At 61.5% G+C, this 26,847-nt stretch carries 15 protein-coding genes; 13 read left to right on the top strand and 2 right to left on the bottom strand.

Annotation, left to right across the window (positions count from 1 at the left end; all coding sequences use genetic code 11):
* Nucleotides 1-2: 2 nt before the first annotated feature.
* Nucleotides 3-2,069: a TonB-dependent copper receptor gene (locus ACEN2T_RS06365; RefSeq protein ID WP_442116465.1), complete on the top strand. Its 2,067-nt coding sequence runs from the start codon at nt 3-5 to the stop codon at nt 2,067-2,069.
* An 88-nt stretch (nt 2,070-2,157) separates the two neighbouring features.
* Complete coding sequence (locus tag ACEN2T_RS06360) at nt 2,158-3,540, top strand: PepSY-associated TM helix domain-containing protein (protein ID WP_181640310.1); 1,383 nt, start codon at nt 2,158-2,160, stop codon at nt 3,538-3,540.
* Nucleotides 3,541-3,738: 198 nt separating this feature from the next.
* On the opposite strand, the gene ACEN2T_RS06355 is transcribed toward ACEN2T_RS06360, so the two are convergent.
* On the bottom strand, nt 3,739-10,986 hold the full coding sequence (locus tag ACEN2T_RS06355; protein ID WP_442116464.1) for a DUF4329 domain-containing protein: 7,248 nt from the start codon (nt 10,984-10,986) through the stop codon (nt 3,739-3,741).
* 245 nt (nt 10,987-11,231) lie between these two features.
* On the opposite strand from ACEN2T_RS06355, the gene urtA reads away from it, so the two are divergent.
* The 11 genes from urtA (at nt 11,232) to ureC (ending at nt 21,637) form a co-directional block, all read left to right on the top strand.
* On the top strand, nt 11,232-12,497 hold the full coding sequence (gene urtA / locus ACEN2T_RS06350) for an urea ABC transporter substrate-binding protein (RefSeq protein WP_032890589.1): 1,266 nt from the start codon (nt 11,232-11,234) through the stop codon (nt 12,495-12,497).
* 137 nt (nt 12,498-12,634) lie between these two features.
* Nucleotides 12,635-14,137 carry an urea ABC transporter permease subunit UrtB gene (urtB, locus tag ACEN2T_RS06345; RefSeq protein WP_122753884.1) on the top strand — a complete coding sequence of 501 codons (1,503 nt, stop codon included), beginning with the start codon at nt 12,635-12,637 and terminating at the stop codon, nt 14,135-14,137.
* Nucleotides 14,137-15,204 (top strand): urea ABC transporter permease subunit UrtC, encoded by a 1,068-nt coding sequence (gene urtC, locus ACEN2T_RS06340; RefSeq protein WP_032890586.1) that lies wholly within the window; start codon nt 14,137-14,139, stop codon nt 15,202-15,204. Before urtB ends, urtC begins: the two co-directional genes overlap by 1 nt.
* Nucleotides 15,201-16,034 (top strand): urea ABC transporter ATP-binding protein UrtD, encoded by an 834-nt coding sequence (gene urtD, locus ACEN2T_RS06335; protein ID WP_095186045.1) that lies wholly within the window; start codon nt 15,201-15,203, stop codon nt 16,032-16,034. Before urtC ends, urtD begins: the two co-directional genes overlap by 4 nt.
* Nucleotides 16,035-16,442: 408 nt before the next feature.
* A complete protein-coding gene (gene urtE, locus ACEN2T_RS06330) occupies nt 16,443-17,141 on the top strand; it encodes an urea ABC transporter ATP-binding subunit UrtE (protein WP_032890580.1) in 699 nt (232 codons plus the stop codon).
* A 31-nt stretch (nt 17,142-17,172) separates the two neighbouring features.
* On the top strand, nt 17,173-18,012 hold the full coding sequence (locus ACEN2T_RS06325) for an urease accessory protein UreD (RefSeq protein WP_032890578.1): 840 nt from the start codon (nt 17,173-17,175) through the stop codon (nt 18,010-18,012).
* A 144-nt stretch (nt 18,013-18,156) separates the two neighbouring features.
* On the top strand, nt 18,157-18,459 hold the full coding sequence (gene ureA, locus ACEN2T_RS06320) for an urease subunit gamma (protein ID WP_003171437.1): 303 nt from the start codon (nt 18,157-18,159) through the stop codon (nt 18,457-18,459).
* Between the two features lie 9 nt (nt 18,460-18,468).
* The gene (locus ACEN2T_RS06315) at nt 18,469-18,981 is read left to right on the top strand and encodes a GNAT family N-acetyltransferase (protein WP_095186046.1); all 513 of its coding nucleotides are present in this window, start codon (nt 18,469-18,471) and stop codon (nt 18,979-18,981) included.
* Between the two features lie 3 nt (nt 18,982-18,984).
* Nucleotides 18,985-19,518 carry a GNAT family N-acetyltransferase gene (locus tag ACEN2T_RS06310; RefSeq protein WP_032890574.1) on the top strand — a complete coding sequence of 178 codons (534 nt, stop codon included), beginning with the start codon at nt 18,985-18,987 and terminating at the stop codon, nt 19,516-19,518.
* On the top strand, nt 19,515-19,820 hold the full coding sequence (locus tag ACEN2T_RS06305) for an urease subunit beta (RefSeq protein ID WP_032890572.1): 306 nt from the start codon (nt 19,515-19,517) through the stop codon (nt 19,818-19,820). The genes ACEN2T_RS06310 and ACEN2T_RS06305 overlap by 4 nt, the downstream gene beginning before the upstream one ends.
* A gap of 116 nt (nt 19,821-19,936) precedes the next feature.
* Complete coding sequence (gene ureC, locus ACEN2T_RS06300; protein WP_032890570.1) at nt 19,937-21,637, top strand: urease subunit alpha; 1,701 nt, start codon at nt 19,937-19,939, stop codon at nt 21,635-21,637.
* Nucleotides 21,638-21,657: 20 nt separating this feature from the next.
* Here ureC and ACEN2T_RS06295 read toward each other — a convergent pair whose 3' ends face one another.
* On the bottom strand, nt 21,658-26,775 hold the full coding sequence (locus tag ACEN2T_RS06295) for a dermonecrotic toxin domain-containing protein (protein WP_442116463.1): 5,118 nt from the start codon (nt 26,773-26,775) through the stop codon (nt 21,658-21,660).
* Nucleotides 26,776-26,847 lie beyond the last annotated feature (72 nt).

The raw sequence follows: 26,847 nt of genomic DNA, 5'->3' as shown, positions 1-26,847 counted from the left end.
TCATGTCCAGGTTTTCTGCTGACACCCGTTTGGGATGTACCCCTGTGCTCGCCGTTTTATGCGGCGCCCTGCTGACGCCTCAGGCCCATGCCGAAGAGCATGAACATGAACTGAGCCCCACTGTGATCACCGCGATTGCGCCCAGCTCCCCCCTGACCGTAGTCACGAACCCGAAAGACCCGCGCCAACCGGTGCCCGCCAGCGATGGTGGCGACTACCTCAAGACCATTCCCGGCTTCGCCCTGGTGCGCAATGGCGGCACCAATGGCGACCCGGTGCTGCGTGGCATGTTCGGCTCGCGCCTGAATATCCTCACCAACGGCAGCATGATGCTCGGCGCCTGCCCAGGCCGCATGGACGCACCCACTTCGTATATTTCCCCGGAAACCTACGACACCCTCACGGTGATCAAAGGCCCGCAAACCGTACTCTGGGGGCCAGGCGCCTCGGCCGGTACCATCTTGTTCGACCGCGAGCCCGAGCACTTCGGCGAATTGGGCACACGGCTCAACGCGAGTGTGCTGGCAGGCTCCAATGGGCGTTTCGACAAGGTCATCGATGCCGCTGCCGGTGGGCCTCTGGGCTATGTGCGGGTGATCGGCAACCAGGCCCATGCCGACGATTACAAAGACGGCAACCACGACACCGTTGCTTCGCGCTACGACAAGTGGAACGGCGACGTGGCCGTGGGTTTCACCCCCGACGCCGACACCCTGCTGGAACTCACCGCAGGGCGTGGCGACGGCGAGGCGCGCTACGCCGGACGCGGCATGGACGGTTCACAGTTCCTGCGCGAAAGCCTCGGGCTACGTTTCGAGAAGTCCAATATCGGTGAGGTGCTGGATAAGGTCGAGGCACAGGTCTACTACAACTACGCCGACCATGTGATGGACAACTACAGCCTGCGCACGCCGTCGGGCACCGGGATGATGGCCGGGCCGATGGCCTCCAACGTTGACCGTCGAACCCTCGGTGCGCGGATCAAGGCCACTTGGCGCTGGGCCGATCTGCAGTTGATCGGCGGCCTGGATGCGCAGACCAATGAACACCGCCAACGCAGCAGCATGGGCATCGACACCTACAAAGAGTTGCCCAAGGTCAAGGACGCCAACTTCCACAACTACGGCGTGTTCGGCGAACTGACCTGGTACGCCGCCGACCGCGATCGACTGATCACCGGCGCACGTCTGGACCGCGCCTCGGCCAAGGACTTCCGGCAAACCACCGGCTCCGGGATGAGTGCACGCGCCAACCCGACCGCCGACGACACCCGCGCCGATACCCTGCCCTCGGGCTTTGTGCGCTACGAGCACGACCTGGCCGACAGCCCCACCACCCTCTACGCCGGCCTGGGCCACTCGCAACGCTTCCCGGATTACTGGGAGTTATTCTCTCCCAACACCGGCGCGGTCGGTTCGGTGAATGCCTTCGACGGCGTGAAACCGGAGAAGACCACCCAACTCGACTTCGGCGCGCAATACAAAGCAGACGACCTTGAAGCCTGGGCTTCTGGCTACATCGGGCAAGTGCGTGACTTCATCCTGTTCGACTACCGGCCAGGCATGATGGGCACCACCTCCCAGGCCCGCAACGTCGATGCTCGCATCATGGGCGGTGAAGTGGGCGCGGCGTACAAGCTGACCCGTCATTGGAAAGCCGACGCGACCCTCGCCTACGCCTGGGGCAAGAACAGCAGCGACGGCAAGGCCCTGCCACAAATGCCGCCCCTGGATGCACGCGTGGGCCTGACCTACAGCGAAGACGACTGGAGTGCGGGCGCGCTGTGGCGAGTGGTCGCCGCGCAGAACCGTATCGATCAGAACAAGGGCAACGTGGTCGGCAAGGACTACGACAAGAGCAGCGGCTTTGGCGTGTTCTCGCTGAACGGCGCCTATCGCATCACAAAAAACGTCAAGGTCAGCACCGGCGTCGACAACCTGTTCGGCAAGGCCTACGCCGAGCATTTGAACCTCGCGGGCAATGCCGGCTTCGGCTACCCGGCCAACGACCCGCAAGCCATCAAGGAGCCGGGGCGAACCCTCTGGACTAAAATCGACATGAGTTTCTAAAGCACCGCAGTAGGAGTCGGCCTTACCGACAGCGGGGTTGCCTGGCAGCCCCACACCTAAGATCTATAGCCTTGCGGAGCACTACCTGATGAAGACTCAAAAAATCTCTTTCTACAACCTGGCCTGGCGCTGGCATTTCTACGCTGGCCTCTTTGTCGCCCCCTTCATGGTGCTGCTGGCCGTGACCGGCATCATCTACCTGTTCAAACCCCAACTCGACCCGCTGATGTACGGCAACCTGCTGACCGTACCCGCAGCCGAACACGCCTTGAGCGCCGACGAACAATTGATGCGCGCCCAACGCGCTTACCCCAAAGGCGCGATCAGCAAATACCTGCCGCCGGCCGACGCCACCAGCAGCGCGCAGTTTGTGATGCACAACGAGGGTCGCGAAGTGACGGTGTTCGTCGACCCTTATCGCGGCACCGTACTCGGTGAGCAGGACGCAACCTACAACCTGCAAGCCATCGCCCGTGCACTGCACGGTGAACTGATGATCGGCACTACCGGCGACCGCCTCATAGAACTCGCCGCCGGGTGGGGCGTGATGTTGGTCGTGTCCGGTGTGTATCTGTGGTGGCCGCGTGGCAAGTCTTCAGCGGGGGTGCTGTGGCCACGCCTGGGCAGTCGCGGCCGGGTGTTCTGGCGCGACCTGCATGCGGTCGCCGGGTTCTGGGGCGCGGCATTTTTGCTGGTGATGCTGCTCAGCGGCATGACGTGGACAGGCTTCTGGGGCAAGCAGTACGCGGGGCTGTGGAATACCTTCCCAGCGGCGATGTGGAACAACGTGCCGCAGTCCGACCAGCAGGCGCGAGTGCTCAACACTGCGACCCAACAGACCGTGCCCTGGGCCATGGAAAATACGCCGATGCCCATGTCCGGCGACCACGCCGAACACATGAACCACGGCGCCATGCACGCAGGCCCGGCCGCGCCGACCATCCGCCTGCAACAGGTGGTGGATTTGGCCTCCGCACGCAAGGTCGAGCCAGGCTACAGCATCACCTTCCCCACCACCGCCACCGGCGTGTTCACCGTCGCGGTGTTCGCCAACGACCCGCGCAACGACGCCACTCTGCATGTGGACCAATACACCGGCAAAGTCCTCGCCGATGTGCGCTGGGAGCACTACAACTGGGTAGCGCGGACCACCGAGACCGGCGTGATGCTGCACGAAGGCAAGATGTTCGGCTGGGTCAACCAACTGATCGTGCTGGTGATCTGCCTGATGATTTTGCTGAGCGCCGTCAGTGGCGTGGTGATCTGGTGGAAGCGCAGGCCCCAGGGCGGCCTGGGGGTGCCGCCGTTGCGCCACGACCTGCCGAAGTGGAAAACCGCGATGGTGATCATGCTTGGGCTGGCGATCATTTTCCCGTTGGTGGGCGCTTCGCTGATCGTCGTATGGGCCTTGGATCGTCTGGTGCTGTCGCGTTTTTTTGGCCCGCGTGAGTCCGCCCCAGGTTCTGCATGAACCCGGCGAGGACCCAAGACAGAGGCCTTCTTTAGCCTTGCGCGACTCTTGTCCCGCAGCGGATAAGCGCTAGCTCATCACACGTTCTGCGTCATCGTTGCTCGCCGCTCATCGCGGCGAGCAACCCTCCAAGCAAAACAAACGACCGATCACCCAGTACCTTGCCAGCGGCCTGATGCACACGCGCTGAGCACAGGGTTACAGCTCATCACGGTCACGCAGTTGAAGCGGTTCGTCGACCAAGGGTTCGTCGGTTCCCACCTCTTTGCGACGGTCCTTTAGCACCTCGGAAATCAGCCCCTCGTTATGCCAGTAGCCATCCCGATCGAGTACCGACAGTTGACCGACTCCAGCCAATCGCCTGAAAAACTCAACAGACGTGAGACTGGCCGCAGACGTCATCAGCTCATTTTCCGGGGATGAAAGCCCCAACACGTATTTCAACAGCGCGCCCCCCCGAGTCATCAGGTAAAAGTTCGTCGTAGAGCGTGACTGAGCCTTGAGAATGCGGATGAAATAAGCCAGGAATGTCGATTCGATAAAGTTGCTGTTCAGCGAATCATCCTCGGACGCCGCACTCTCGACGGGCGCCGTGTCCCGGTAGGCCAACTGCGCACCCACCACCCGGTACAAGTCCGGAAAATCCGGGTAAGGTACCGGCCCGCTCGCTGGCGGCGACATCGGCTGCACAGGCCCCGAAGGCCCGGTGTAAAACAGGCGGAACAGGCGCGTCGCATCCAGCCCCGGCCACAGCGGCAAGGTGGTGATGAACGATGAGTCGTTCGGGTTGGCCAGGACCGCGGCGACATAGTTATGGCCCTGGATTGCCGACAGCCGACGTTGAACGTAGCGGGCGGCATCGTCTGGGTGGGAAAACAACGGACCGCAACCCATCGGGTAATCGAAGAATCCTTCTCCCGTTCCCGGATGCCAGCCGGGCGTGATTCGTCGCGTACCCGCCCAGACCGATCCCTCGACCAGGACATCAAGGTTGCCGAGTCCAGCCAGCTCATGCACATAGTCAAGCAGCGTGATCTTGCCCTCGTGCAGTTGCTGGCGAAGCGTCGGGAAATGGCTGCGATCGTCCAGCGCCTCGTCCGTTTGCAGGTATTGATACCTGAGCAACGCCCCCTCCGGGCAGGACAGGTACAGCGATAGCTGCTTGCCCTTCACACCATGGCGGGCGAAGCGAATGCCATTGTCGATGACCATGGGCGAATGAATCATTTGCGCATGGGGGTCGTGCCCCGGTGTCAGTGTTTCAAGGGCCGCACATAGATAGATACCTTCCAGGACATAACCCTGGGGCAGCAGGCCGCTTGGAAACACCTGCTCGAACTTCCAATAACTGCTACGCACCAGCGGCATCGTCACCATGTACTGCTCTTTGCGCGCGTCCTTGAACACGTAGCCGAACTGCAACGCGGGCCCGTACTGACAGCGTTCATGGGCATAACGCACAGCCGCCCGCTCCTGGGCAAACACCGGACTGAAGGCAGGATCCGCCAAGGCGTTTTCGATCTGAGCCCCAGGCAAGCGAAACGCTTTGGGAACAAACCCCTGAAGTAAACGCGGCGGCCCCCAGACCTCGCTGCCTTCCACAACGCGCAAGCGCCCCGCCTTGCTCAAGCGCAGTACAAACGCTTCTGGCGTGAGCTCTCCTGCGCGGATCTGTTGCTCAAGCGTGTTCTCCAGGCGGTCCTCCCGCACCAGATTCAGGGGCGCCAAATCGTCTTTCAACGTCGCTTCCAACAACGAGTTGCTGCGGCTGTAACTGATAATGCTGCCGTCGGCGCCGAACAGGTACTCACGGCTCAAGCTGGCATGGGCAGTGGTCAGCACAGCACTGATCACCCGGGTCGAGAGCATAGTGCGGTAGATGTCGCGTTGCGTGGCATCCAGGGTAAACGGCAGTTCGCGCCCAGGGCTTGAGCGGTAGCGCGCCACCAGGGTGTGGGCCGCGGGAAAGCCGCCAACCGCTACCATCTCATCAGGGAAAATCCAGGTGTGCTCGAAGTCTTCGCGCGGCACGCTGACCGGTTCAGTGGCAACGAACAGGCCGTCAGGACGCTGGAGAATCAGGCCGCCGAACAGCCGCCGTCCATTGACAGCCTGAAGGCGAGAATGGGCATACCGCGCCGCGTCATCCTGCTCGTTGAACACTGGCCCCAGACGGCGGCGAATAAAGTGGGCGTAGGGTCGCCAGCGCGAAGATTCCTTGCTCACCGCGCCCCGGCGGTCCCAGCATTGACTGGAGTACAGCACCGTCAAATCACCGGTTTGCGCCATCAACGTCACATAGCGGCGAATATCCAAAGTGCCGCTGCGCAGGCTCATCCCCTGCACGCTGACTTCGCCGCCATTCTCGCCGCCACTGAACAGCGAGGTCTTGGCCGGCTGATAGCGCAATAGCGCGCCCTCAAGCGTCGACAGATAAACCGGTAACACGTCGCCGGTATCCGCGCCCAGCAAATGACGGGCATCTTTCTCGGCCCGTTGCAGCAATTGCGGAGTCGCGAAAAAGCGGGTCAGCCAGGCTTCAGAAGAACTCACGCCGCTGGGCAACCATTGCTGGGAATAGAGCATCCCGGCCACCACGAAACCATGAGCGAAATCCCCTCCTTCAAGATAAGGCGCGCCGAGCGATGCGTTACTTAACCGCCCCTCAGACGCCTGCGGCGCCAGCTCGCTGACCACGTATTCATTTTTTTGCGGGTGCTTGAGCAAGTAAGCCGTATACCCCTGAGCCTCCAGGCTGCGCCCATGGCCACGCTTATGGGCATTGATCGCCGCAGCGTCCAGGGTGGTGAAAATGGCGCTCAACGACGGCGTTTGCGGGGCTACCTGGGCGTATTCAAAATTTGGCGTCCAGTCGTCATAGACTCGCAGGCGCGGCCCCCACAACCGTGTATGGCTGAGCACCCGCAGTTCGCCTGCGTCCGCCAGGCGGATCACGATATCTTGCGATTTGAGCGCACCGCGTTCCAGGCGAAGACGGTAGCTATCAACCCCCGGCGTTTGACGGGTATTGGCCAGTACCAACGCTTCCTTTTGTGAGCCGCTGGGGATGTAACAGATCAGGTTGTTGGGCGTTCCGCTCAAGTACGCCGGAAGCCCGGACTGGATCACCGAACGGATTTCCTGATCGGCGAACATCGTGACGGTGATCTCAAGATCGGTCAGTGTCCAACCCAGGCGGCGCCAACGTTCCAGGTCAGCTTGGGACAGCGGTGGATGGGAACTGTAGCGCCCACAAATGACATGCTCGGCGGGCGGTACGACTAACCCATTGTCGGACGATGACAGCAGCAAGTCTGCGGCAAAGCCATTGCCCTGGAAACGTACCGGTTCGGTGAACGTGAAGCGCTGGTCGGGACGCCGCAGGATGTAGCCGCCATACCCCGCATCACGCCGTATGCCGATGCGCTCGTGGGCGTGCCGCGCGGCATCGTCGGCACTCAGGAAGGTTGCATCGACGCTATCACGCTTGGCCGTACCCAATGGCAGGACTTCACTGTCATACACCACCCCTCGCTCGGTCCAAAGCTGGCCTGTCTGGCGTACCGTCAGCTCGCCCGCACGAATAACGCGACGCACAAACGCCCGGGGAGACAACGAACCGTCCATCAACGCTGCCTGGTTACCGTTATCCGTCACCGTGCCGTCAATGGCCACATTGAACAGTTCAGTGGCCGCCTTGGCTTCGGGCGCTTGCCATTGCAACAGCGCCCCGTCGTCGGTGTGCAAAAACAGCTTCAAGCCCATCTCGGCAATCTGCAGGCTCTTCGTGGCGGCCGCCTGATTCATCGCCGTGACCAGCAGTTGAGGGCTGACGAAACGCTTGTACAGCCAAGGTTCCGTGGCGGGTAACGGCGTGTCGGCCAAAGGCGCCGGGGAATAAAAGAAGCCCACCACGCGGTGATTGGAGGGCAGCCGGGGCTGGCCGTTGTTGCGTACCGGGAACAGCCCGGTCAACGCAGCGCCCAGGGCCGTGGGTTCGGTGGCGACATAGGTCGAAGCCGTCAGGTGCTTGAGGACAACCCCCTGATAGCCGGTCCGGGGCAAACCCGCCGAAAAGCTCAAGGCCACCAACACCGCCGCTTGCGCGGTACTGACGATCGGGGTGAAGAACGGTTGTGCCTGCGCAACCCCGTCGCTGCTGACTGGACTGCGCAAGGTCCAGTCCTGAGGCACCTTGCCGCGTACACCGCCCCACACGGGCGAGGGTACCAGCACGTGTAACTCGCCGGCTTTCGCCAACCGCCACACAGCGCCTTCGAACGCGGAGAATGGCACGACCGGCTCGGTGCCTGTCAGTTGAGCCTTGAGGCTTGTCTCCTCGGCCGAGCCGCTGCTCACATATTTGAGCAGCGAGTTGACCGTCCCAGACAGGTAATGCACGCGCGCAAAGTTACGATGGGTGATGACAAACACCTGGTCGGCGTTGGAATAAAAACTGTTGAACAGCTCAACCTGATCCGCCGTGAAACCGGGGTTGAATTGTCTTATCGAGCCTTCGTCGGCGGGGTGGGAATGGTAGAGCGCATGGCACTCGTAAGGATGGGGCGCGATAAAGTTGCCCTCATCGTCCACTGCCAGGATCGTGCTGAAATCGAACAGCACCTGCTCACCGCTGGCCGGATGCGTGGCGAAGTAGCGGTTGCCGCGTTTGAGAATGAGCCCGCCATACTCTTTGTCACGCCGTGTGCCGATCTGGTTGTGTGCCCAGCGCGCAGCGTCATCGGGCTGAATGAAGGCCGGCCCCACTGTTACCTCCGGGACATCGGTAAACGGTCGCCACGCTGCGGTAACCACACCCGCGCGGTCCCACATTCGGTTGGTGGCGAGCACGGTCAGCTCACCGACGGCCGCGACCTGCCGGACATAGTCCTGGGGTGTGAGGCTGCCTGTGAGCAGCGCGTTATCGGCCTCAGGGCTGCTGCCGAAGCGTTCGACTTCTGCAGGCGAGAAGTTAAATCGGTAGCTCAACAGCGCACCATCTGCGGTTTGCTGATAGAGCCCAAGCGGCTGATCCGGCACCTGCAGGTTAGCGATAAGACCAGCCTGCTGAGCCGCGCTCCCCAAACCCAACGGCGGAAAAAAGCTGCGGTACAACCAGGGTTGGTTCACCGCCACGCGGCCGCGTTCGGCAGGAGGGTCGCAGTAAAAACCAACAATGTGATGCTCGTCCGGCAGCAGGTAATTGCCGTCCGCATCCGTCGATAACAGGTGGCTCACATAAAAGCGTGGCTCGTCGAGGAGGTGGGCCTGGGTCGCGACGAATTCATCCTTGCCATCGCGCTTGAGCACCAGCCCAAGGCGCCAGGACGTCCTGGAGCCGGTGCCGAGCGCCACGCCCGCTTGAATGGCATCGCTGACCGTGGCGCAGACGTGGGACAACAGCGGCAACAACCCCGGCGCTGGCGCAGCGAACGCCTGATAGGGCTGCCAGCTCTGCGGAACCCCCCCCCGAGAGCCGCCCCACAACGGGTTGCTGGTGACAAAGCTCAACTCACCCACCGCGAGCATTTTTTTAAAGTGACCTTCTATCGAGCCATCCGTGCCCCACGCTGCCTCACTGACCTTGCCCAAAATCCACTTGGCGTATTGCGCCTCGGCGAACGACCCACTGGGGCGATAGCGCACCAGAGAATCATCGGGACCCGACAGGTAAGACAATGCAAAGTTGTGCTGATAGGTGATATCCCCAGCGGCATCCCATGGAGAAAAGAAATTCAGATAGGCCTTCACCTGATGCTCGGACATCTTCGGGTTGGCACTGGCAACCTGTTCGTAATCCGCCGGATGGGAATGATAAAGCCCGGCGCGGCGGTAACCGGCAATCGGCAAGAAACTGCCATCCTCGCGGGTGCCGAGGACGTCGCGGATGTCAAACTCAATCCCCTGACCACTGACCGGCTCTGTGGCAAAAAAATACCCTTGCAGGTTGCGCAGAATCACACCGCCGTACTCACGATCACGCCGTGCACCAATACGCCGGTGCGCCCACAACGCTGCGTCATCGGCATGAATAAAGGCCGGGCTCAATGCGGGCAGCGTCACCGATGTGCCGCCGGAGCCCGGCGTGGTGGTAGATGTGGGCTGTGTAACGGTCTTGTCCGGCACCCAGTTCTCATCGACGACACCGGCCACACTCCACAATGCGCTGGTCTGCTCCACGCTCAGTTGCCCGGTGCTCGCCACCCGCCGTACAAAGTCGCGCGGGCTCATCTGGCCGCTCAACAGCGCGGAGTCCAAACCGTCATCCACGACAGAGCCATCCGCCTCAACCTTGAACAGTGCCGCTTCGGCACTGGTCAGGGAGCAGCGGTATTTGAGCAACGCTCGCCCCTGGGTACGGTAATAAATCGACACGCCCAAGGCTTGATCCACCGTCTCCAGCGTGTGCGCCTGGTAGATGCCGAGCGCCAGCGCCCGTGGCGCGAAGAATGCCTGGTAGAGCTCTGGCTCCTGGACGGGGAGCACGGTTGCCGGTGGCGTTGGCCCCAGGTAGAAACCCGCTACCCCATAATCGGCGGGCAATGCGAACTTGCCCTCGCGACTGGGGAACAGTTGCCGCAAGAAAGGCTGGTGAGGGTCGAGGGTCCTACCGACAGTGGCGATATAGGCCTCCTTGTCGCGAGCCTTGAGCAACACGCCGCCAGCACCACCGCCGGCGAGGGCCGAGCGAATGGCCTTGGTAGCTTGATCGAAGACGGCGGTAAACAAGGGCAACTCGGTCAACGTGGAGGAACTGAAGGGTTCGAACACCACCCAGTTCGCCGGCACCTTACCGAAAGAACCGCCCCACAGTGCAGTAGGCACAATCAGGCTCAGCTCGCCCAGCGTGGAGACCTTTTTCACAAACTCATTGAAGGGCCCATACACCCCCACCCGACTGCCGGCCGGTTTTCCCGCCCGCAGCCACAGTGCGAAGCTGCGCTCCGGGGACGAACCGCTGGGCGCGTAGCGAATCAGTGAGCCGTCCGGCCCCGATAGATACGCCGCCGGAAAGAATTCGCGATCATCCACATCGTGGCTGAAGTCCGAACCTGAAAAAAAACCGAGAAACGCCTTGGCCATTCGCTCGTCGAACGACGGATTGCGCTCGCGGATCAACGCGTGCTGGGCCGGGTGCGAATGGTAACTGGCGACGCAGGTGTAGCCCCTGGGTTGCTGGTAATAACCTTCGGCGCTGATGCCCAGAACGTTGAGCAGATCGAACTGCATGCCATCCCCTGGCACCGGATCGGTGGCGAAGTATTTACCGGCGGGGTTTTTCAGGATGACGCCGCCGTACTCGCGATCACGGCGGTCGCCGATTTTCCGATGGGCCCAGTAGGCGGCGTCGGCCTCATGCACAAACGCCGGGCTTAACGGCGGCAAGCGCGACGCTCCCCTCCCGGCACCGGCAGCGCGTTCCTGGCGTGATAATCGAATAGCCATACACATTCCTTTTGACTGAGTGTTGGCGGCCATTCTTGTACCTCTGGGAAGGCGTCGAGCGGTAAGTAGTTAGCCCGCACCGTTAGCGTGCGCCAGCGCGCACATCATCCGGCTCAAAGCCCCGATCTGGTGCGCGAAATCCTGGGCAAAACGTCAAGCACGCGTGAATGCATCGCGACGGCACTGATAGGCACAGCCCTTGCAATTGCTCCCCCATAACAACATTGACCTATGGAGACCGCACCATGAAGCGTCGCAGCTTGATCAAGGCTTTCACCCTGTCGGCATCCATTGCCGCCATGGGCATGACCTGGACTATCCAGGCCGCCGAGACCATTAAGGTCGGCATCCTGCATTCGCTGTCCGGGACCATGGCCATCTCGGAAACGTCCCTCAAGGACATGGCGCTGATGACCATCGACGAGATCAACGCAAAGGGTGGGGTGAACGGCAAGATGCTTGAACCGGTGGTCGTGGACCCAGCCTCGAACTGGCCGCTGTTCGCTGAAAAAGGCCGCCAGTTGCTGACCCAGGACAAGGTCGCGGTGGTGTTCGGTTGCTGGACGTCGGTGTCGCGTAAATCGGTGTTGCCAGTGTTCGAAGAACTCAATGGCCTGCTGTTCTACCCGGTGCAATACGAAGGTGAAGAGATGTCGCCCAACGTGTTCTACACCGGTGCGGCGCCGAACCAGCAAGCGATCCCGGCGGTGGAATACCTGATGAGCGAAGAAGGCGGCAGCGCCAAGCGCTTCTTCCTGCTGGGCACCGACTACGTGTACCCGCGCACCACCAACAAGATCCTGCGCTCGTTCCTGCATTCCAAAGGCGTAGCAGATAAAGACATCGAAGAGGTCTACACCCCGTTCGGCCACGCCGACTACCAGACCATCGTTGCCAACATCAAAAAATTCTCCGCCGGCGGCAAGACCGCTGTGATCTCCACCGTGAATGGCGACTCCAACGTGCCGTTCTACAAGGAGCTGGCCAACCAGGGCCTGAAAGCCACCGACGTACCGGTCGTGGCGTTCTCCGTGGGCGAAGAAGAACTGCGCGGCATCGACACCAAGCCGTTGGTGGGCAACCTCGCCGCGTGGAACTACTTCCAGTCGGTGGAGAACCCGGTCAACCAGAAATTCGTCGCAGACTGGAAAGCCTACGCCAAGAAACACAACCTGCCGGGCGCGGACAAAGCCGTGACAAACGACCCGATGGAAGCCACCTATGTGGGCATCCATATGTGGGCCCAGGCAGCAGAGAAAGCCAAGTCCACCGACGTCGACAAAGTACGTGAAGCCCTGGCCGGCCAGACCTTCGCCGCGCCGTCCGGCTTTACCCTGACCATGGATAAGACCAACCACCACCTGCACAAGCCGGTGATGATCGGTGAGATCCAGGCGGACGGGCAGTTCTCGGTGGTGTGGCAGACCCAGGAGCCGATCCGCGCCCAGCCGTGGAGCCCGTACATTCCTGGCAATGACAAAAAACCGGATCACGCTGTGAAGAGCAACTAAAGCCCTACCACAAGTCAAATGTGGGAGGGGGCTTGCCCCCGATGGCGGTGAGTCAGTGACAGAAGTATCACCTGACACTCTGCTATCGGGGGCAAGCCCCCTCCCACACTGTCCACGCATGATCAGGACATTTGTTTATGCCCACTGCCCTCACACGCTACTTCCTGATGCTGCTGCTGTTGCTGCCCCTGGCCGCACACGCCAGCGACGCCGAAGACTTCCAGGCCGCCAACCCGACGCAACAAGCCAAGCTCCTCCAGGACTGGGCTGCAAAGCCTGACCCGGCGCGCATCGAGTTGGTGGACGCCCTGCAACAAGGTCAGATTACAGTCAATGGCGAAACCAAAACCGTGCGCCTGAACAACCGCCTGCGCGGCTTGATCGATAACGTGCAAGCCAGCCAGCAACTGCTCGCCGCCGACCCCAAGGTGCGCTTGGCGGCTGCGCAAACGCTGCAAAAAACCGCGCAACCTGCGCAGCTCAAATTCCTCGACCAGCAAGTTGCCGCCGAAACCGACGAAGGCGTGCACACTGCCCTGAGCCTGGCCCTGGCCAACCTGCAACTGGTCGACACCGACCCGGCCGTGCGCCTGGCTGCCGTGCGCTTGCTCGGCAGCACCGGCGACCCGCTGGCCCGCACGCGCCTTGAAGCCTTGCTCGCACCTGGCGTCGAAACCGATGCCGCCGTGCACACCGCCGCCGAAACCAGCCTGGCCCAGGTCAAACGCAAATTGATGTTTGGCGAAATCCTCGGCCAGGCCTTCAGCGGCATGTCCCTGGGCTCGATCCTGCTGCTCGCGGCCCTGGGGCTGGCGATCACCTTCGGCCTGCTCGGCGTGATCAACATGGCCCACGGCGAGATGCTGATGCTCGGCGCCTATTCCACCTACGTGGTGCAACTGCTGATGCAGCGCTACGTGCCTGCGGCCATCGAGTTCTACCCGCTGATCGCGCTGCCGGTGGCGTTTTTCGTCACCGCCGCGATCGGCATGGCCCTCGAGCGCACGGTGATTCGTCACCTGTACGGCCGGCCATTGGAAACCCTGCTCGCCACCTGGGGCATCAGCCTGATGCTGATCCAGGCCGTGCGCCTGGTGTTCGGCGCGCAGAACGTCGAAGTGGCCAACCCTGAATGGTTGTCCGGCGGTATCCAAGTGCTGCCCAACCTGGTGCTGCCTTACAACCGCATCGTGATCATCGCCTTCGCACTGTTTGTCGTTGTGCTCACTTGGCTGCTGCTGAACAAGACGCGCCTGGGCCTCAACGTGCGCGCCGTCACCCAGAACCGCAACATGGCCGCCTGCTGCGGCGTGCCCACCGGGCGCGTGGACATGCTCGCCTTTGGCCTGGGCTCGGGCATCGCCGGGTTAGGCGGCGTCGCGCTGAGCCAGATCGGCAACGTTGGCCCGGACTTGGGCCAGAGCTACATCATCGACTCGTTCCTGGTGGTGGTATTGGGCGGTGTCGGCCAGTTGGCCGGTAGCGTCACGGCGGCCTTCGGCCTGGGTATCGCCAACAAGATTCTGGAACCGCAGATCGGCGCCGTGCTCGGCAAGATCCTGATCCTCGCGCTGATCATTCTGTTTATCCAGAAACGCCCGCAAGGACTCTTCGCACTGAAAGGACGGGTGATCGACTGATGAACCAGCCATTGATGCTTACGGCCGCGCAAAAGGCCGGCCCCAAGGCGACGATTGCCACCGGTGTGATCATCCTGATCCTGCTGCTGGCCTTGCCGCTGTGCTCGCTGCTCTCGCCGGAAAACCCGCTGCATGTCTCGGCCTACACCCTGACGCTGGTGGGCAAGATCCTCTGCTACGCCATCGTCGCCCTGGCCCTGGATCTGGTGTGGGGTTACGCCGGGATGCTGTCCCTCGGTCACGGTTTGTTCTTCGCCCTCGGCGGTTATGCAATGGGCATGTACCTGATGCGCCAGGCGTCCGGCGATGAGCTGCCGGCGTTCATGACCTTCCTGTCGTGGACCGAATTGCCCTGGTATTGGGCTGGCACCGATCACTTCCTCTGGGCGCTGTGCCTGGTGGTATTGGCGCCGGGTGTGCTCGCTTTGGTGTTCGGTTTCTTCGCCTTCCGTTCGCGGATCAAGGGCGTGTATTTCTCGATCATGACCCAGGCCCTGACCTTCGCCGGGATGCTGTTGTTCTTTCGCAACGAAACCGGGTTCGGCGGCAATAACGGCTTTACCAACTTTCGCAGCATCTTGGGTTTTGGCATTACCGAGCCGGGCACACGGGCAGCGTTGTTCCTGGCCACGGTGCTGCTGTTGGTCGCCAGCCTGTACATCGGCTGGCGCCTGGCCCAGAGCAAGTTCGGCCGGGTGCTGACCGCCCTGCGCGACGCGGAGAACCGCCTGATGTTCTGTGGCTACGACCCGCGTGGTTTCAAGCTGTTTGTGTGGGTGTTGAGTGCGGTGCTGTGCGGTTTGGCCGGCGCCTTGTACGTGCCACAAGTGGGCATCATCAACCCGAGTGAAATGTCGCCGACCAACTCCATCGAAGCCGCCGTGTGGGTGGCCTTGGGCGGGCGCGGCACCTTGATCGGCCCGCTGCTCGGCGCCGGTGTGGTCAATGGCATGAAGAGCTGGTTCACCGTGGCCTTTCCGGAATACTGGCTGTTCTTCCTCGGGGCGCTGTTCATCATCGTCACCCTGTACCTGCCCAAGGGCGTTATCGGCTTGCTGAAGAAATGAGGAACGTCATGCTCGAACCTATTTTTGACGCGGGCAGCGGCCGCGATGCCATCGGCATCGGCCAGGCCGCGGGCAAGGGCCTCAACACCCGCCATGGCACCATCCTGACCCTGGAAGACATCAGCGTCAGCTTCGATGGTTTCAAGGCCCTCAACGACTTGAATCTCTACATCGGCGTCGGTGAACTGCGCTGCATCATCGGCCCCAACGGCGCGGGCAAGACCACGATGATGGACGTGATCACCGGCAAGACCCGGCCCAGCCATGGCAATGCCTGGTTCGGCGAAACCCTGGACCTGACCAGCATGAGCGAAGTGCAAATCGCCCAGGCCGGTATCGGCCGCAAGTTCCAGAAGCCAACGGTGTTCGAAGCCTTGAGCGTGTTCGAAAACCTGGAGCTGGCGCAGAAGACCGACAAGTCGGTGTGGGCCAGCTTGCGTGCACGCTTGAGTGGCGAGCAGAAAGACCGGATTGATGAAGTGCTCGATACCATCCGCCTCACTGCCTCGGTGCATCGCCCCGCCGGATTGTTGTCCCACGGCCAGAAGCAGTTCCTGGAAATCGGCATGCTGCTGATGCAAGACCCGCAACTGTTGCTGCTGGACGAACCGGTGGCGGGCATGACCGACGCCGAAACCGAATTTACTGCCGAACTGTTCAAGCGCCTGGCGGGCAAGCATTCGTTGATGGTGGTGGAGCACGACATGGGCTTTGTCGGCTCGATTGCCGACCATGTGACGGTGTTGCACCAGGGCAGTGTGCTGGCCGAAGGGTCGCTGGAACAGGTGCAGGAAAATGAGCGGGTGATCGAGGTTTATCTCGGTCGCTGAACAGCTTCAGGTGGATGCGAAAATGTGTGCTGAGTAGGACTTTGTGGTGAGCAGGACTGACTATGTGCTGAGTAGGACTTTGTGGTTAGCAGGACTATTTGCTGAGCAGGACTATGTGGTGAGCGGGCTTGCCCCGCGCTGGGTCGCGAAGCGGCCCCAAAACCAGGCAATGAGTTTTACCTGATAGAACGCGGTGAATGGGAAAGGGGCCGCTTCGCGGCCCAGCGCGGGGCAAGCCCGCTCACCACAAAAAGCCCGCTCACCACAAAAAGCCCGCTCACCACAAAAGTCGGTTCACCATAAAAGCCAGCTAACCATAAAAGTCGGCTCACCACAAAAGTCGATTCACCACAAAAGTCGATTCACCATAAAAGCCAGCCACCGGCACGATTTGAGGAGGGGTTGAACATGCTGCAAGTCGACAAGCTGCACCAGTATTACGGCGGTAGCCACATCCTGCGCGGGCTCTCGTTTGACGTGAAGATCGGCGAAGTCACCTGCCTGCTCGGCCGTAATGGCGTGGGCAAGACCACCCTGCTCAAGTGTTTGATGGGACTGCTGCCCGCCAAAGAGGGTGCGGTGAACTGGGAAGGCAAGGCCATCACCGGTTTCAAACCGCACCAGCGCGTGCACGCCGGTATCGCCTACGTGCCTCAAGGCCGGGAGATTTTCGGGCGGCTGACGGTGGAAGAAAACTTGTTGATGGGCCTGTCGCGCTTCCCGGGTTCCGAGGCCAAGGAAGTGCCGGCGTTTATCTACGAACTGTTCCCGGTATTACTGCAAATGAAGCATCGGCGCGGCGGTGACTTATCCGGCGGCCAGCAGCAACAGCTTGCTATCGGGAGAGCCCTCGCCAGCCGCCCGCGCCTGTTGATTCTCGATGAGCCCACCGAAGGCATCCAACCGTCGGTGATCAAAGAGATCGGCGCCGTGATCAAAAAGCTCGCAGCGCAGGGCGATATGGCGATTCTGTTGGTGGAACAGTTCTACGACTTCGCCGCTGAACTGGCCGACCAGTACCTGGTGATGTCACGGGGCGAAATCGTGCAGCAGGGCCGTGGAGAAAATATGGAAAGCGAGGGTGTACGCGGTCTCGTAACCATCTAATCTGTAGCGTCCTAACGATAAGCATAAAGACATGAACCTGCCCGTTACCCCTGCCCTGTTCACCCCCAGCTGGCACGCCGAGCTGGAACTCGGCTATGCGCGTTTCGGCGACACCACGCGCCCGGTGATGCGCCGCCACCTCGGCCCGCTGCGGGTGCAAAAGCACCTGTATGCCGAAGGCCCCGAGGTGTGCCAGCACATCATCGTGCACCCGCCCGGCGGGATTGCCGGTGGGGATCGCCTGGACATCAGCGCCCACGTCGCCGAGGGTGCCTGGGCCCAATTGACCAGCCCCGGCGCGGCCAAGTGGTACCGCGCCAGCGGCCCGGCCTTCCAGCAACTCGAACTGACTGTCGAAGCCGGCGCCACCCTGGAATGGCTGCCCCAGGAAACCATCGTATTCAGCGCCGCCCAGGCCGAACTCACCACGCGCATCGACCTGCAAGGCGATGCCCGATTGTTCTACTGGGACGTGATCGCCCTGGGCCGTCCGGCCAGTGGCGAGCGCTTCGACTTGGGGCACTTTCAATCGCACCTGGATATCCGCCGCGACGGCCAGTTGCTCTGGCATGAACGCCAGCGCATTGTCGGCGCCGATGGGTTGCTCGACTCGCCTATCGGCCTGGACGGGCAGCCGGTATTTGCCACCCTGTTGGTGACTGGCGAAATCACCCCTGAATTGCTTGAGCAATGCCGCGCTCTGCCGAATGCAGTACGCGGCGACCTGACCCAATTACCCGGCTTGCTGGTCGCCCGCTGCCTGGCCAGTGAAGCGCTGCTGGCGCGGGGATGGTTGATTGATTTATGGAAATTGTTACGTCCCGCTCTGTTTGGGCGAGAGGCGGTCGCACCACGAATCTGGAGCACATGAAGATCAACATGTGGGAGGGGGCTTGCTCCCGATAGCGGTGGGTCAGTGACAGATGTATTGCCTGGCATTCCCCATCGGGGGCAAGCCCCCTCCCACAGAGGATCTGCGGTGTTTTTATGAATGATGTTTGAAGGACCTTGAACCATGGACCTGACCCCACGGGAAAAAGACAAACTGCTGATCTTCACCGCAGGCTTAGTGGCCGAACGCCGCCTGGCGCGCGGGGTGAAGCTCAACTACCCGGAAACCATCGCCTATATCTCCGCCGCCTTGATGGAAGGCGCCCGCGATGGCCGCACCGTTGCCGACTTGATGCACTACGGCACCACCCTGCTCAGCCGTGAACAGGTGATGGAAGGCATCCCGGAAATGATCCCGGATATCCAGGTGGAAGCGACCTTCCCGGACGGCACCAAACTGGTCACCGTCCACCAACCCATCGCCTGAGGCCCGGTCATGATTCGTGATGCAATTGAAAGCGACCTGCCAGCCATCCGCGACATCTACAACGATGCGGTACGCAACACCACGGCGATCTGGAACGAACAACCGGTAGACCTGGCCAACCGCTTGGCATGGTTTAACGCGCGTCAGGCCCAGGCGTATCCGATCCTGGTATCGGTCGAGCACGATGAAGTCACCGGCTACGCCTCGTTTGGCGACTGGCGCCCTTTCGAAGGCTTTCGCTACAGCGTCGAGCACTCGGTGTATGTGCGTAACGACCAGCGTGGCAAAGGCCTTGGCCCGCAGTTGATGGCGGCCTTGATCGAACGCGCGCGCATAGGCGGCAAGTACGTGATGGTCGCCGCCATCGAAAGCGGCAACCAGGCTTCGATCCGCCTGCATGAGCGCCTGGGGTTTATCACCACCGGGCAAATGCCGCAGGTGGGTATCAAATTTGGTCGCTGGCTCGACCTGACCTTTATGCAACTGGCCTTGAACCCGGGCGCCGAACCGCCCAAGGAGTGATCGATGAGCGCTGCGCAACTGCGTCGAGTCAATGCAGAGAGTTTTGCCCATTACCGCGAGGGCCTGATTGAGCTGTTGCTGGACGCGGTCAAGCACGGTGCATCGGTGGGTTTTATGGCCGACTTCGATGAAGCCCAGGCCCGCGAGTATCTGCGCGGCGTTCAGTCGAGCATCGAAGACGCCAGCCTGCTGCTGTGGGTGGTGGTGCGCGACGAACAGGTGCAGGCCAGCGTGCAATTGGCGCTGTGCCAGAAAGCCAATGGCCTGAACCGCGCCGAGGTGCAAAAGCTGCTGGTGCACAGCAGTGCGCGCCGCCACGGCCTCGGCCAACAACTGATGCACACCCTGGAACTTGCCGCACGCCAGCACAAGCGCGGCCTGCTGTACCTGGACACCGAAGCCGGCTCCGGGGCCGAAGCGTTCTACCAGGCGCTGCGCTACACCAAGATCGGCGAACTGCCCGATTACTGCCAAAGCCCGGACGGGCGCTACAGCCCGACCGCCATCTACTTCAAGACCCTGGGGCAACCTGCATGATTCCTGGCGAATATCAGATCCAGCCCGGCGAGATCGAACTCAACGTCGGCCGTCGCACCATCACGCTCAGCGTGGCCAACAGCGGCGACCGGCCGATCCAGGTGGGCTCGCACTATCACTTTTTCGAAACCAATGACGCGCTGACGTTTGACCGTGCGGCAAGCCGCGGCATGCGCCTGAATATTCCGGCGGGCACGGCGGTACGGTTTGAGCCGGGGCAGAGCCGTGAGATCGAGTTGGTCGATTTGAGCGGCGGACGGCGGGTATTCGGGTTTGCCGGGCGGGTCATGGGCGATCTTTAGGGCCTCATCGGGGGCAAGCCCCCTCCCACATTTGAATGCGTTCACACATCAAAGGTGGGAGGGGGCTTGCCCCCGATAGCGATTTCACATTCAACACACATCTTCAGGGCACACACATGAAAATCAGCCGCCAAGCCTACGCCGACATGTACGGCCCCACCGTCGGTGACAAGGTCCGCCTGGCCGACACCGAGCTGTTCGTCGAAGTCGAACAGGACTTCACCGTCTACGGCGAAGAAGTCAAATTCGGCGGCGGCAAAGTGATCCGCGACGGCCAGGGCCAGAGTCAGTTGCTCGCCCATGAAGTGGTGGACACCCTGATCACCAACGCGCTGATCATCGATCACTGGGGCATCGTCAAAGCCGATGTCGGCCTGAAGAACGGTCGTATCCACGCCATCGGCAAGGCCGGCAACCCGGACATCCAGCCCGGCGTGACCATGGCCATCGGCGCCAGCACCGAAGTGATCGCCGGTGAAGGCATGATCCTCACCGCCGGCGGCATTGACTCCCACGTGCATTTCATTTGCCCGCAACAGATCGAGGAGGCGCTGACCAGCGGCGTCACCACCATGATCGGCGGCGGCACCGGCCCGGCCACCGGCACCAACGCCACCACCTGCACGTCGGGCCCGTGGCACCTGGCACGCATGCTTCAGGCCAGTGATTCATTCCCGATGAACATCGGTTTTACCGGCAAGGGCAACGCCAGCTTGCCGGAGCCGTTGATCGAACAGGTCAAGGCCGGCGCCATCGGTTTGAAGCTGCATGAAGATTGGGGCACCACCCCGGCCAGCATCGACAACTGCCTGAGCGTCGCCGACCAGTACGACGTGCAGGTGGCGATCCACAGCGACACCCTCAACGAATCCGGCTTTGTTGAAACCACCCTCGCCGCGCTCAAGGGCCGCACCATCCACACCTACCACACCGAAGGTGCCGGTGGCGGCCATGCGCCGGACATCATCAAGGCCTGCGGCTTCCCCAACGTACTGCCAAGTTCGACCAACCCAACGCGGCCGTTCACGCGCAATACCATCGATGAGCACCTGGACATGTTGATGGTCTGCCATCACCTGGACCCGAGCATTGCCGAAGACGTGGCCTTCGCTGAAAGCCGCATCCGCCGCGAGACCATCGCCGCCGAAGACATCCTGCACGACCTCGGCGCGTTCTCGATGATCAGCTCCGACAGCCAGGCCATGGGCCGCGTGGGCGAAGTGATCACGCGCACCTGGCAAACCGCCGACAAGATGAAAAAACAGCGCGGCCCGCTGCCGGGCGATGGCGCCGGCAACGACAATTTCCGCGCCAAACGGTACATCGCCAAGTACACCATCAACCCGGCGATCACCCATGGCATCAGCCATATCGTCGGTTCCATCGAGGTGGGGAAATGGGCTGACCTGGTGCTGTGGCGGCCGGCGTTCTTTGGCATCAAGCCGACCCTGATTCTCAAGGGCGGCGCAATTGCCTCCAGCCTGATGGGCGACGCCAACGCGTCAATCCCCACCCCGCAACCCGTGCACTACCGCCCGATGTTCGCCAGCTTTGGCAGCTCGTTGCACGCCACCAGCCTGACCTTTATCAGCCAGGCCGCGCTGGACGCCGGATTGCCCGACGCCCTGGGTTTGAAGAAGCAGATCGCGGTGGTTAAGGGCTGTCGCGACGTGCAAAAAACCGACCTGATCCACAACGATTACCTACCGGAAATCGAAGTGGATCCGCAGACCTATCAGGTCAAGGCCGATGGTGTGCTGCTGTGGTGCGAACCGGCGGACGTGCTGCCGATGGCACAGCGTTACTTCCTGTTCTGAATCATCACCCGCGCATGGGCTCAAGCTTCGCTGCCCTGAGCGGGTTGCGGGCTGCGGCCCATGATTTGATCGGTCATGGTGTAGAGCAGTTGCAAGCGCTCCTTTTGCACGGCGCTGATGTCGGAGAAATACTCCTCGTCACTCATCACGTACCCCGGCACGGAGTTCACCGACGATTTGCCCAGCGCCAGCACCGTGGTATCGATCGTCTCGCGCAGCGCTTGCTTTTGCTGCGGCGAAAGATCGCCGTCATTCGCCCATTCCTGTTGAGCGACCTGCAAACTGATCAAGTCATCGCCCCTGACCTGCAGCACCTTGAAGGGTTCGGGGTTCAACGACTCGACGAAGTTGGCCCAAAAGGATTCCTCCACGATCTGGTTGCGTAACTGGTCGCCTTCCTCCAGCGCCCGCACACGCAGGTAAGCCTCGTCCACCATCGCGCTTGTGACATCCGGCTCGTTGAACATCATGCTCTTGGACTGCCAGGGTAAATCCAGACGCCCGGCCAGCCGTGTGGCATAGGCCAGGTATATCTCGACTTCGTCGATGCTGCGCAGCGCATTTCCCTGGGCGTCGTACTGCCGCACCAACTCACCCTGCGCGTCATATTGAGGAAAATTGCGACCCTGCGCGAGCAGTTCGTTGACTCTCGCTTGAGCGATCCGGCCCAACTCATGGAGCCTTGCGCGCCCCCTGGCCAGGTCCAGCAGTTCGATTTTTTTCAGCTCGACATTGGGAATTGCGTTGGCTTGGGACACCAGCACCTCCCCGCCCATGGCATTGAACAACTGGGCCCCGGCGTCGACACACGTGGTGGGTGCAGCGGCCATTTTGAACAAGGTGTCACACAGCACACTGTCTTCATGCATGGCCTCGATCATGCGCCACACCTTGGCTGTCAAATCGTTCCTGTATTCAGGCGTTCCCGCATCGGAAGATTCGTTCAGTTTGCGCAGTTCATTGAAAAACGGCTCGCTGCCTTCGAGCTCCTCGACCGCGTCCCAGTAGCGGGCTTTCACCACCCACTCCTGTTGCGTCAGGCCGGCCATCCAATGGGCGCTGTCCTGCACGCCCCTGGGGGGAAAACGTCGCCCGGCATCCATCCCGATGGACTCTATATAGAGCTTGAGCCGATCGAGTGCCTCAGGCGCCAACAACTCACGGGTCACCACGATTCTGGCGATGGTCTCTGCCCTGTCCGAGCCCGGCGCCACATCAGGCATTTCAGTGATTGGATTGCCGGTCAGGTCCAGAACAAAACCTCGCGGCCTGGGGTGGGCGAAAAGGCCCGCCGGCAGTGCCTTCAAACCGCAGCCCGCCAGTTCCAGCCATTGCAGAAAACGCAGACGCTTGAGGTTCAACCACTCACCGATGGGGTTACCGGCCAGCGTCAGCGAAATCAGTCGGGTCATATTGTTGATGTGCTGCGCGGTCTCTGCCGTCAGAACCAAGGCGTTATCGGCCAGGTCCAGCCCTTCCATGAACGGCATGTTCGCAAGGGCGGGCGGCAGGACAGTCAAACGATTTTCGCTCAGATCCAACAGCCGAACCCTGCGGAACGCCGACAGAAAACGAGCGCCCTGGTCGGTCAGGTCGCACCGGGTCACCTGCAGGTTGGTGACATGATCGAAGTTGCCTGGCAGCTCTGGCAGGGTTGCCAGCTGCGCCCCGAGCATCCGCTGCTGGTCGCGAGCGCCGCCTCGCAGTTTGATCCGCTGCCCTAGCACGTTACCGAGGGGATCGATGTCCAGCTCGCCGGTCATTCTCCAGGCGTTCATGATGGCATCCACAATCCGATACCGTGCGCGCAAAATCGACGGCGTTTTCGGCCCCTCCAAAAGCCAGTTGTAAAACGTCGCTTCAAGGTCTGCGAAATCACGCTCCAACGCACGCAGCCAGGCGTCGTCGGTGAGGCTGCGGTCCTGCAGAAAGGCCTCAACCTGCTCCTCCGTCAAACTGGGGTAAAGCGTTCGCAGCCGACGACGGAAAGTGCCCTCAACTCCGCCCACCCCGCGTCCGCTCAACGGATAGCCCGGCTGGCCGCTCGGTGCGCGCTGCGGGAACCTGAAGAACGGCTTGTTCCGCGGCGCAATGCGCAAGGCGTTGCTTAAGGCATCCCGTGGCAGCGCCCGCTGAATGACCAACGCATGCAACTGATCACCTTGGCCGACATGGGGCAGGCTAATCGCATTGCGATGGGCATCGGGCAAGGCGTGCTGCAACGCTCTATACAAGCTGTCGGTACCGTGTAGTTCATTGCCCTCTTCATCGAAGGGTTGATAAAGCCCATCAGCCACACGCGCCAGCACTTTGCGCTGGCCTGCATCCTCGGCGCCAAACACCGCGCGCAAGCTGCCATCGAACGAACCCTCGCGCACTTCAAGCCGGATGTTGTCATGCCAGCCGGGCAGGTTTTCCAGGGAGTGCAGCACCAGGGTTTCGGTATCCGGGTTGTCCAACCGCTCCAGATACAACCCTTCATAAGCGTGCAACAGACGCATCTGCGCCTGCAGCTTGCGCGCCTCTTCGGCCAGCCGTAAGGGGAGTCGCCCCTTGGCAGTGATGAATTCCAGCTCTTTGGGGGAAGCCGAGTCCAGCAGTTCCTGAGCGATCAGGCTCGGCAAGCGCTTGAAGTCGCGCTGCAAAACCTGCACGGCGGGGCTTTTAGGCGCAAGGCGCTCGCTGTACAGGCTTTTGAACAGCCGGGTGTGCTGGGTGGCCGCATACTCCGCCAGGCGGCGAGTCAATTCCGCCGCACGCGACGGGGTGTCGAGCCCTATACGCTCACCCAACAGTGGCGTTAACTGTTCGTGGCTGAGGTGCTCGACAATGCGCCTGGACAGCTGGCCCTGCATCAGCTCGGCACGGCTGATCCGGATCAGGTCCCGCCCCGTCGCCAGCCGGTTGCCATAGCGCACCGCCGAAGTGTCGAGCCCGTCCTCTCCCAACACGTCAATACCCGTGCTGGCCGGCCAATGGGCAAGCTCTGTGACCAGGCTGGCGGCATAACCGGTCAACTCGGCAGAGAGACGTCCAGCGGTGATCTGCCGGTTGAGTTCCTTCGCCTGCCCGTAGGCGCGAAATTGCTGCGCGGTGTCCAGCAACACCGCCGGCACCGGCTCACTCTGCGCGTGGATTCGGCGCAACTGATCCTCATGGACATCGCTGACCTCACGGATCTGCTCAAGCTCCTCGTCGCTGAAGCCCTCCATCGCAGGGCCGATGCGCCGCATCAGCGTCGCCCCTGTCCACTCCTGGGGCCGGTCGGCCTCATGCAGCCACCCGCCCTGGTTGTTGTGGCGCAGCAACGGCTGGTAGGCCTCTGCTCGCGTCGGGTGCTGGATACGGTAATGCCCGGTGGTGGCGTCCTCGACAATACGGTAATGCTTGCCCTCAATAGCGAGCACAGATTGTCCATTCTGGCGATACACGCCGTGCTCGTCTGCTTGCCCCTGCGGCTCGTAATCCGGTAGTTCATAACCGTCGAGTCGTGGACGCCAAAGGGTCTTCCCGCCTGTGGGCAGGCGTACGTTTCTCAGGCTTTCGACCTGGCCCGACCATTGAACATGCGGCAATACCGCAGCGCCCGCGGCAAAAAATGCGGCATTGAGCGCTACCGAGGAAAAGCAGCGCCACATCTCTTTGATTTCACCCTGTTCATACGCCTCGATGCCATGGAACACGTCAGTCATCATCTGCCCAGCGCCCACCGCCAGCATGATCGGTCCAAGCCCCGGCACCACAAACGCCGCCAGGTTGAATACATTGAGCACCGCGTCCAGGAAACCTGCCATGCGCCTGGCCCGCGCCTGCGCGTCCTCGTCGCCGGTGGGCACGGCCACCGCCCTGGCATCGCTGAGCAGCTTGCGCATATGGGCCTGACGCTGTTCGATCCACACGTCGCCGGTGATCTCGAACGCTTCGATCGGCAATCTGGCGGGCTCGGCTTGCAGTACGAAATCCGTCTGCGTGTCGTCGCTTTCCTTTGGTTGATAGAGCTTGTTGAGTTGCTGAAAGAACTCACCTTGATGCTGCACGGGGATGAACTGGCTGAAGAAACGGCGGTAGGCGATGCTGTGCAGACGCGCTCTCAAATCGGCCATGAACGCGTCGCCGGAGGCATATTCGCGTATCGGCTGCTGCGGATCGTTGGGGATATACACCACCACACGCTCGGCATCGACACTGCTCAGGCGCTCTGGCCCGATCAGCAATGGCCCGACGAGCACAATGCCGAAGATTTTCAACGCCGCAAACGTGACCGGGCTGCCATCGAGGTAAGCGTTGCGCGAGCCGCTGAGCACCTGATCGAGCATCCGCCGTGCGCTGGCACTCACACCCGCTCTCCCGTTGGCGTCAGCCAACCGTTGCCGGCTGGCAATATCGAGACTCAGGGTAAATTGCTGGCGTTGATGCGCATGCAATTGGTTCTCCAATGCGGTGCGCTGGGTTTGATCCTGCGGCTCAAGCACCGCCTTGAGATGCTCCTGATACAACTTACCCACGTTCAGCGAGCGACACAGCTGGGCAAACTCGTGAGGCAGGATGGCCACGGCCTGACCCTCTAGAACGTCGAACCCCGGGATCACCTCCCCTTCGAACGCGCTGAATCGAGTGATGATCGAGCAATCGCGGCAACTCAAGGGTTGTTCTTCAGAAGGCTCGAAGTTAGCCAGGGCGGCTTCAAGCAGTGTTACGCCGCGATAACGGTAATTGGCATCCGGACTGCTGGTTTGATCGACGGTAAAAAATCCACCAAAGGCAGCTTGCTCTTTTCCGGGGGTGTACTTGCGGGCGAAGTACACCTGCCTGACATCCAGGTCCAGGTTGAAACGTTGCTGAATCTGCGCTTTAAGCAGCGGTTCGGCGAAATCGAGCACGTCGTCAATGCGGGCAAGGTTGTCTTCGAGGTCGCGCTGAGCGGCGCGGAAGCGGGTGTGAGCGACCGCGAGGCTGGCTCGACCTGCCGAGTCGGCTTTCAGGTACCAATCCGGCAGTTGCAGCGAGTGGTCGGCCAACTCTTGCTGGCGCTGCTTGGGCGCCTGCAGAAACCAGGAAGGGACGCGGCTTTTCAGGAAGTCGTAATGCACTCCGCTATAGCCGGGCGAGGAAGAAGCGGGTGAAGGTATGTTTGGCATTTGGGCTCATCCGTGGCCAGGAATTAAGCCCTCAGCCTATCGAACGCCCTTGCGCCAAAAGGCACATATAGT

Origin of the sequence: Pseudomonas sp. W22_MBD1_FP4, from assembly GCF_052113765.1 — a bacterium.
Classification (GTDB): Bacteria; Pseudomonadota; Gammaproteobacteria; order Pseudomonadales; family Pseudomonadaceae; genus Aquipseudomonas; species Aquipseudomonas sivasensis.
Note: the sequence above shows the minus strand (reverse complement) of the source record. Positions and strands in the feature narration are given on the sequence as shown.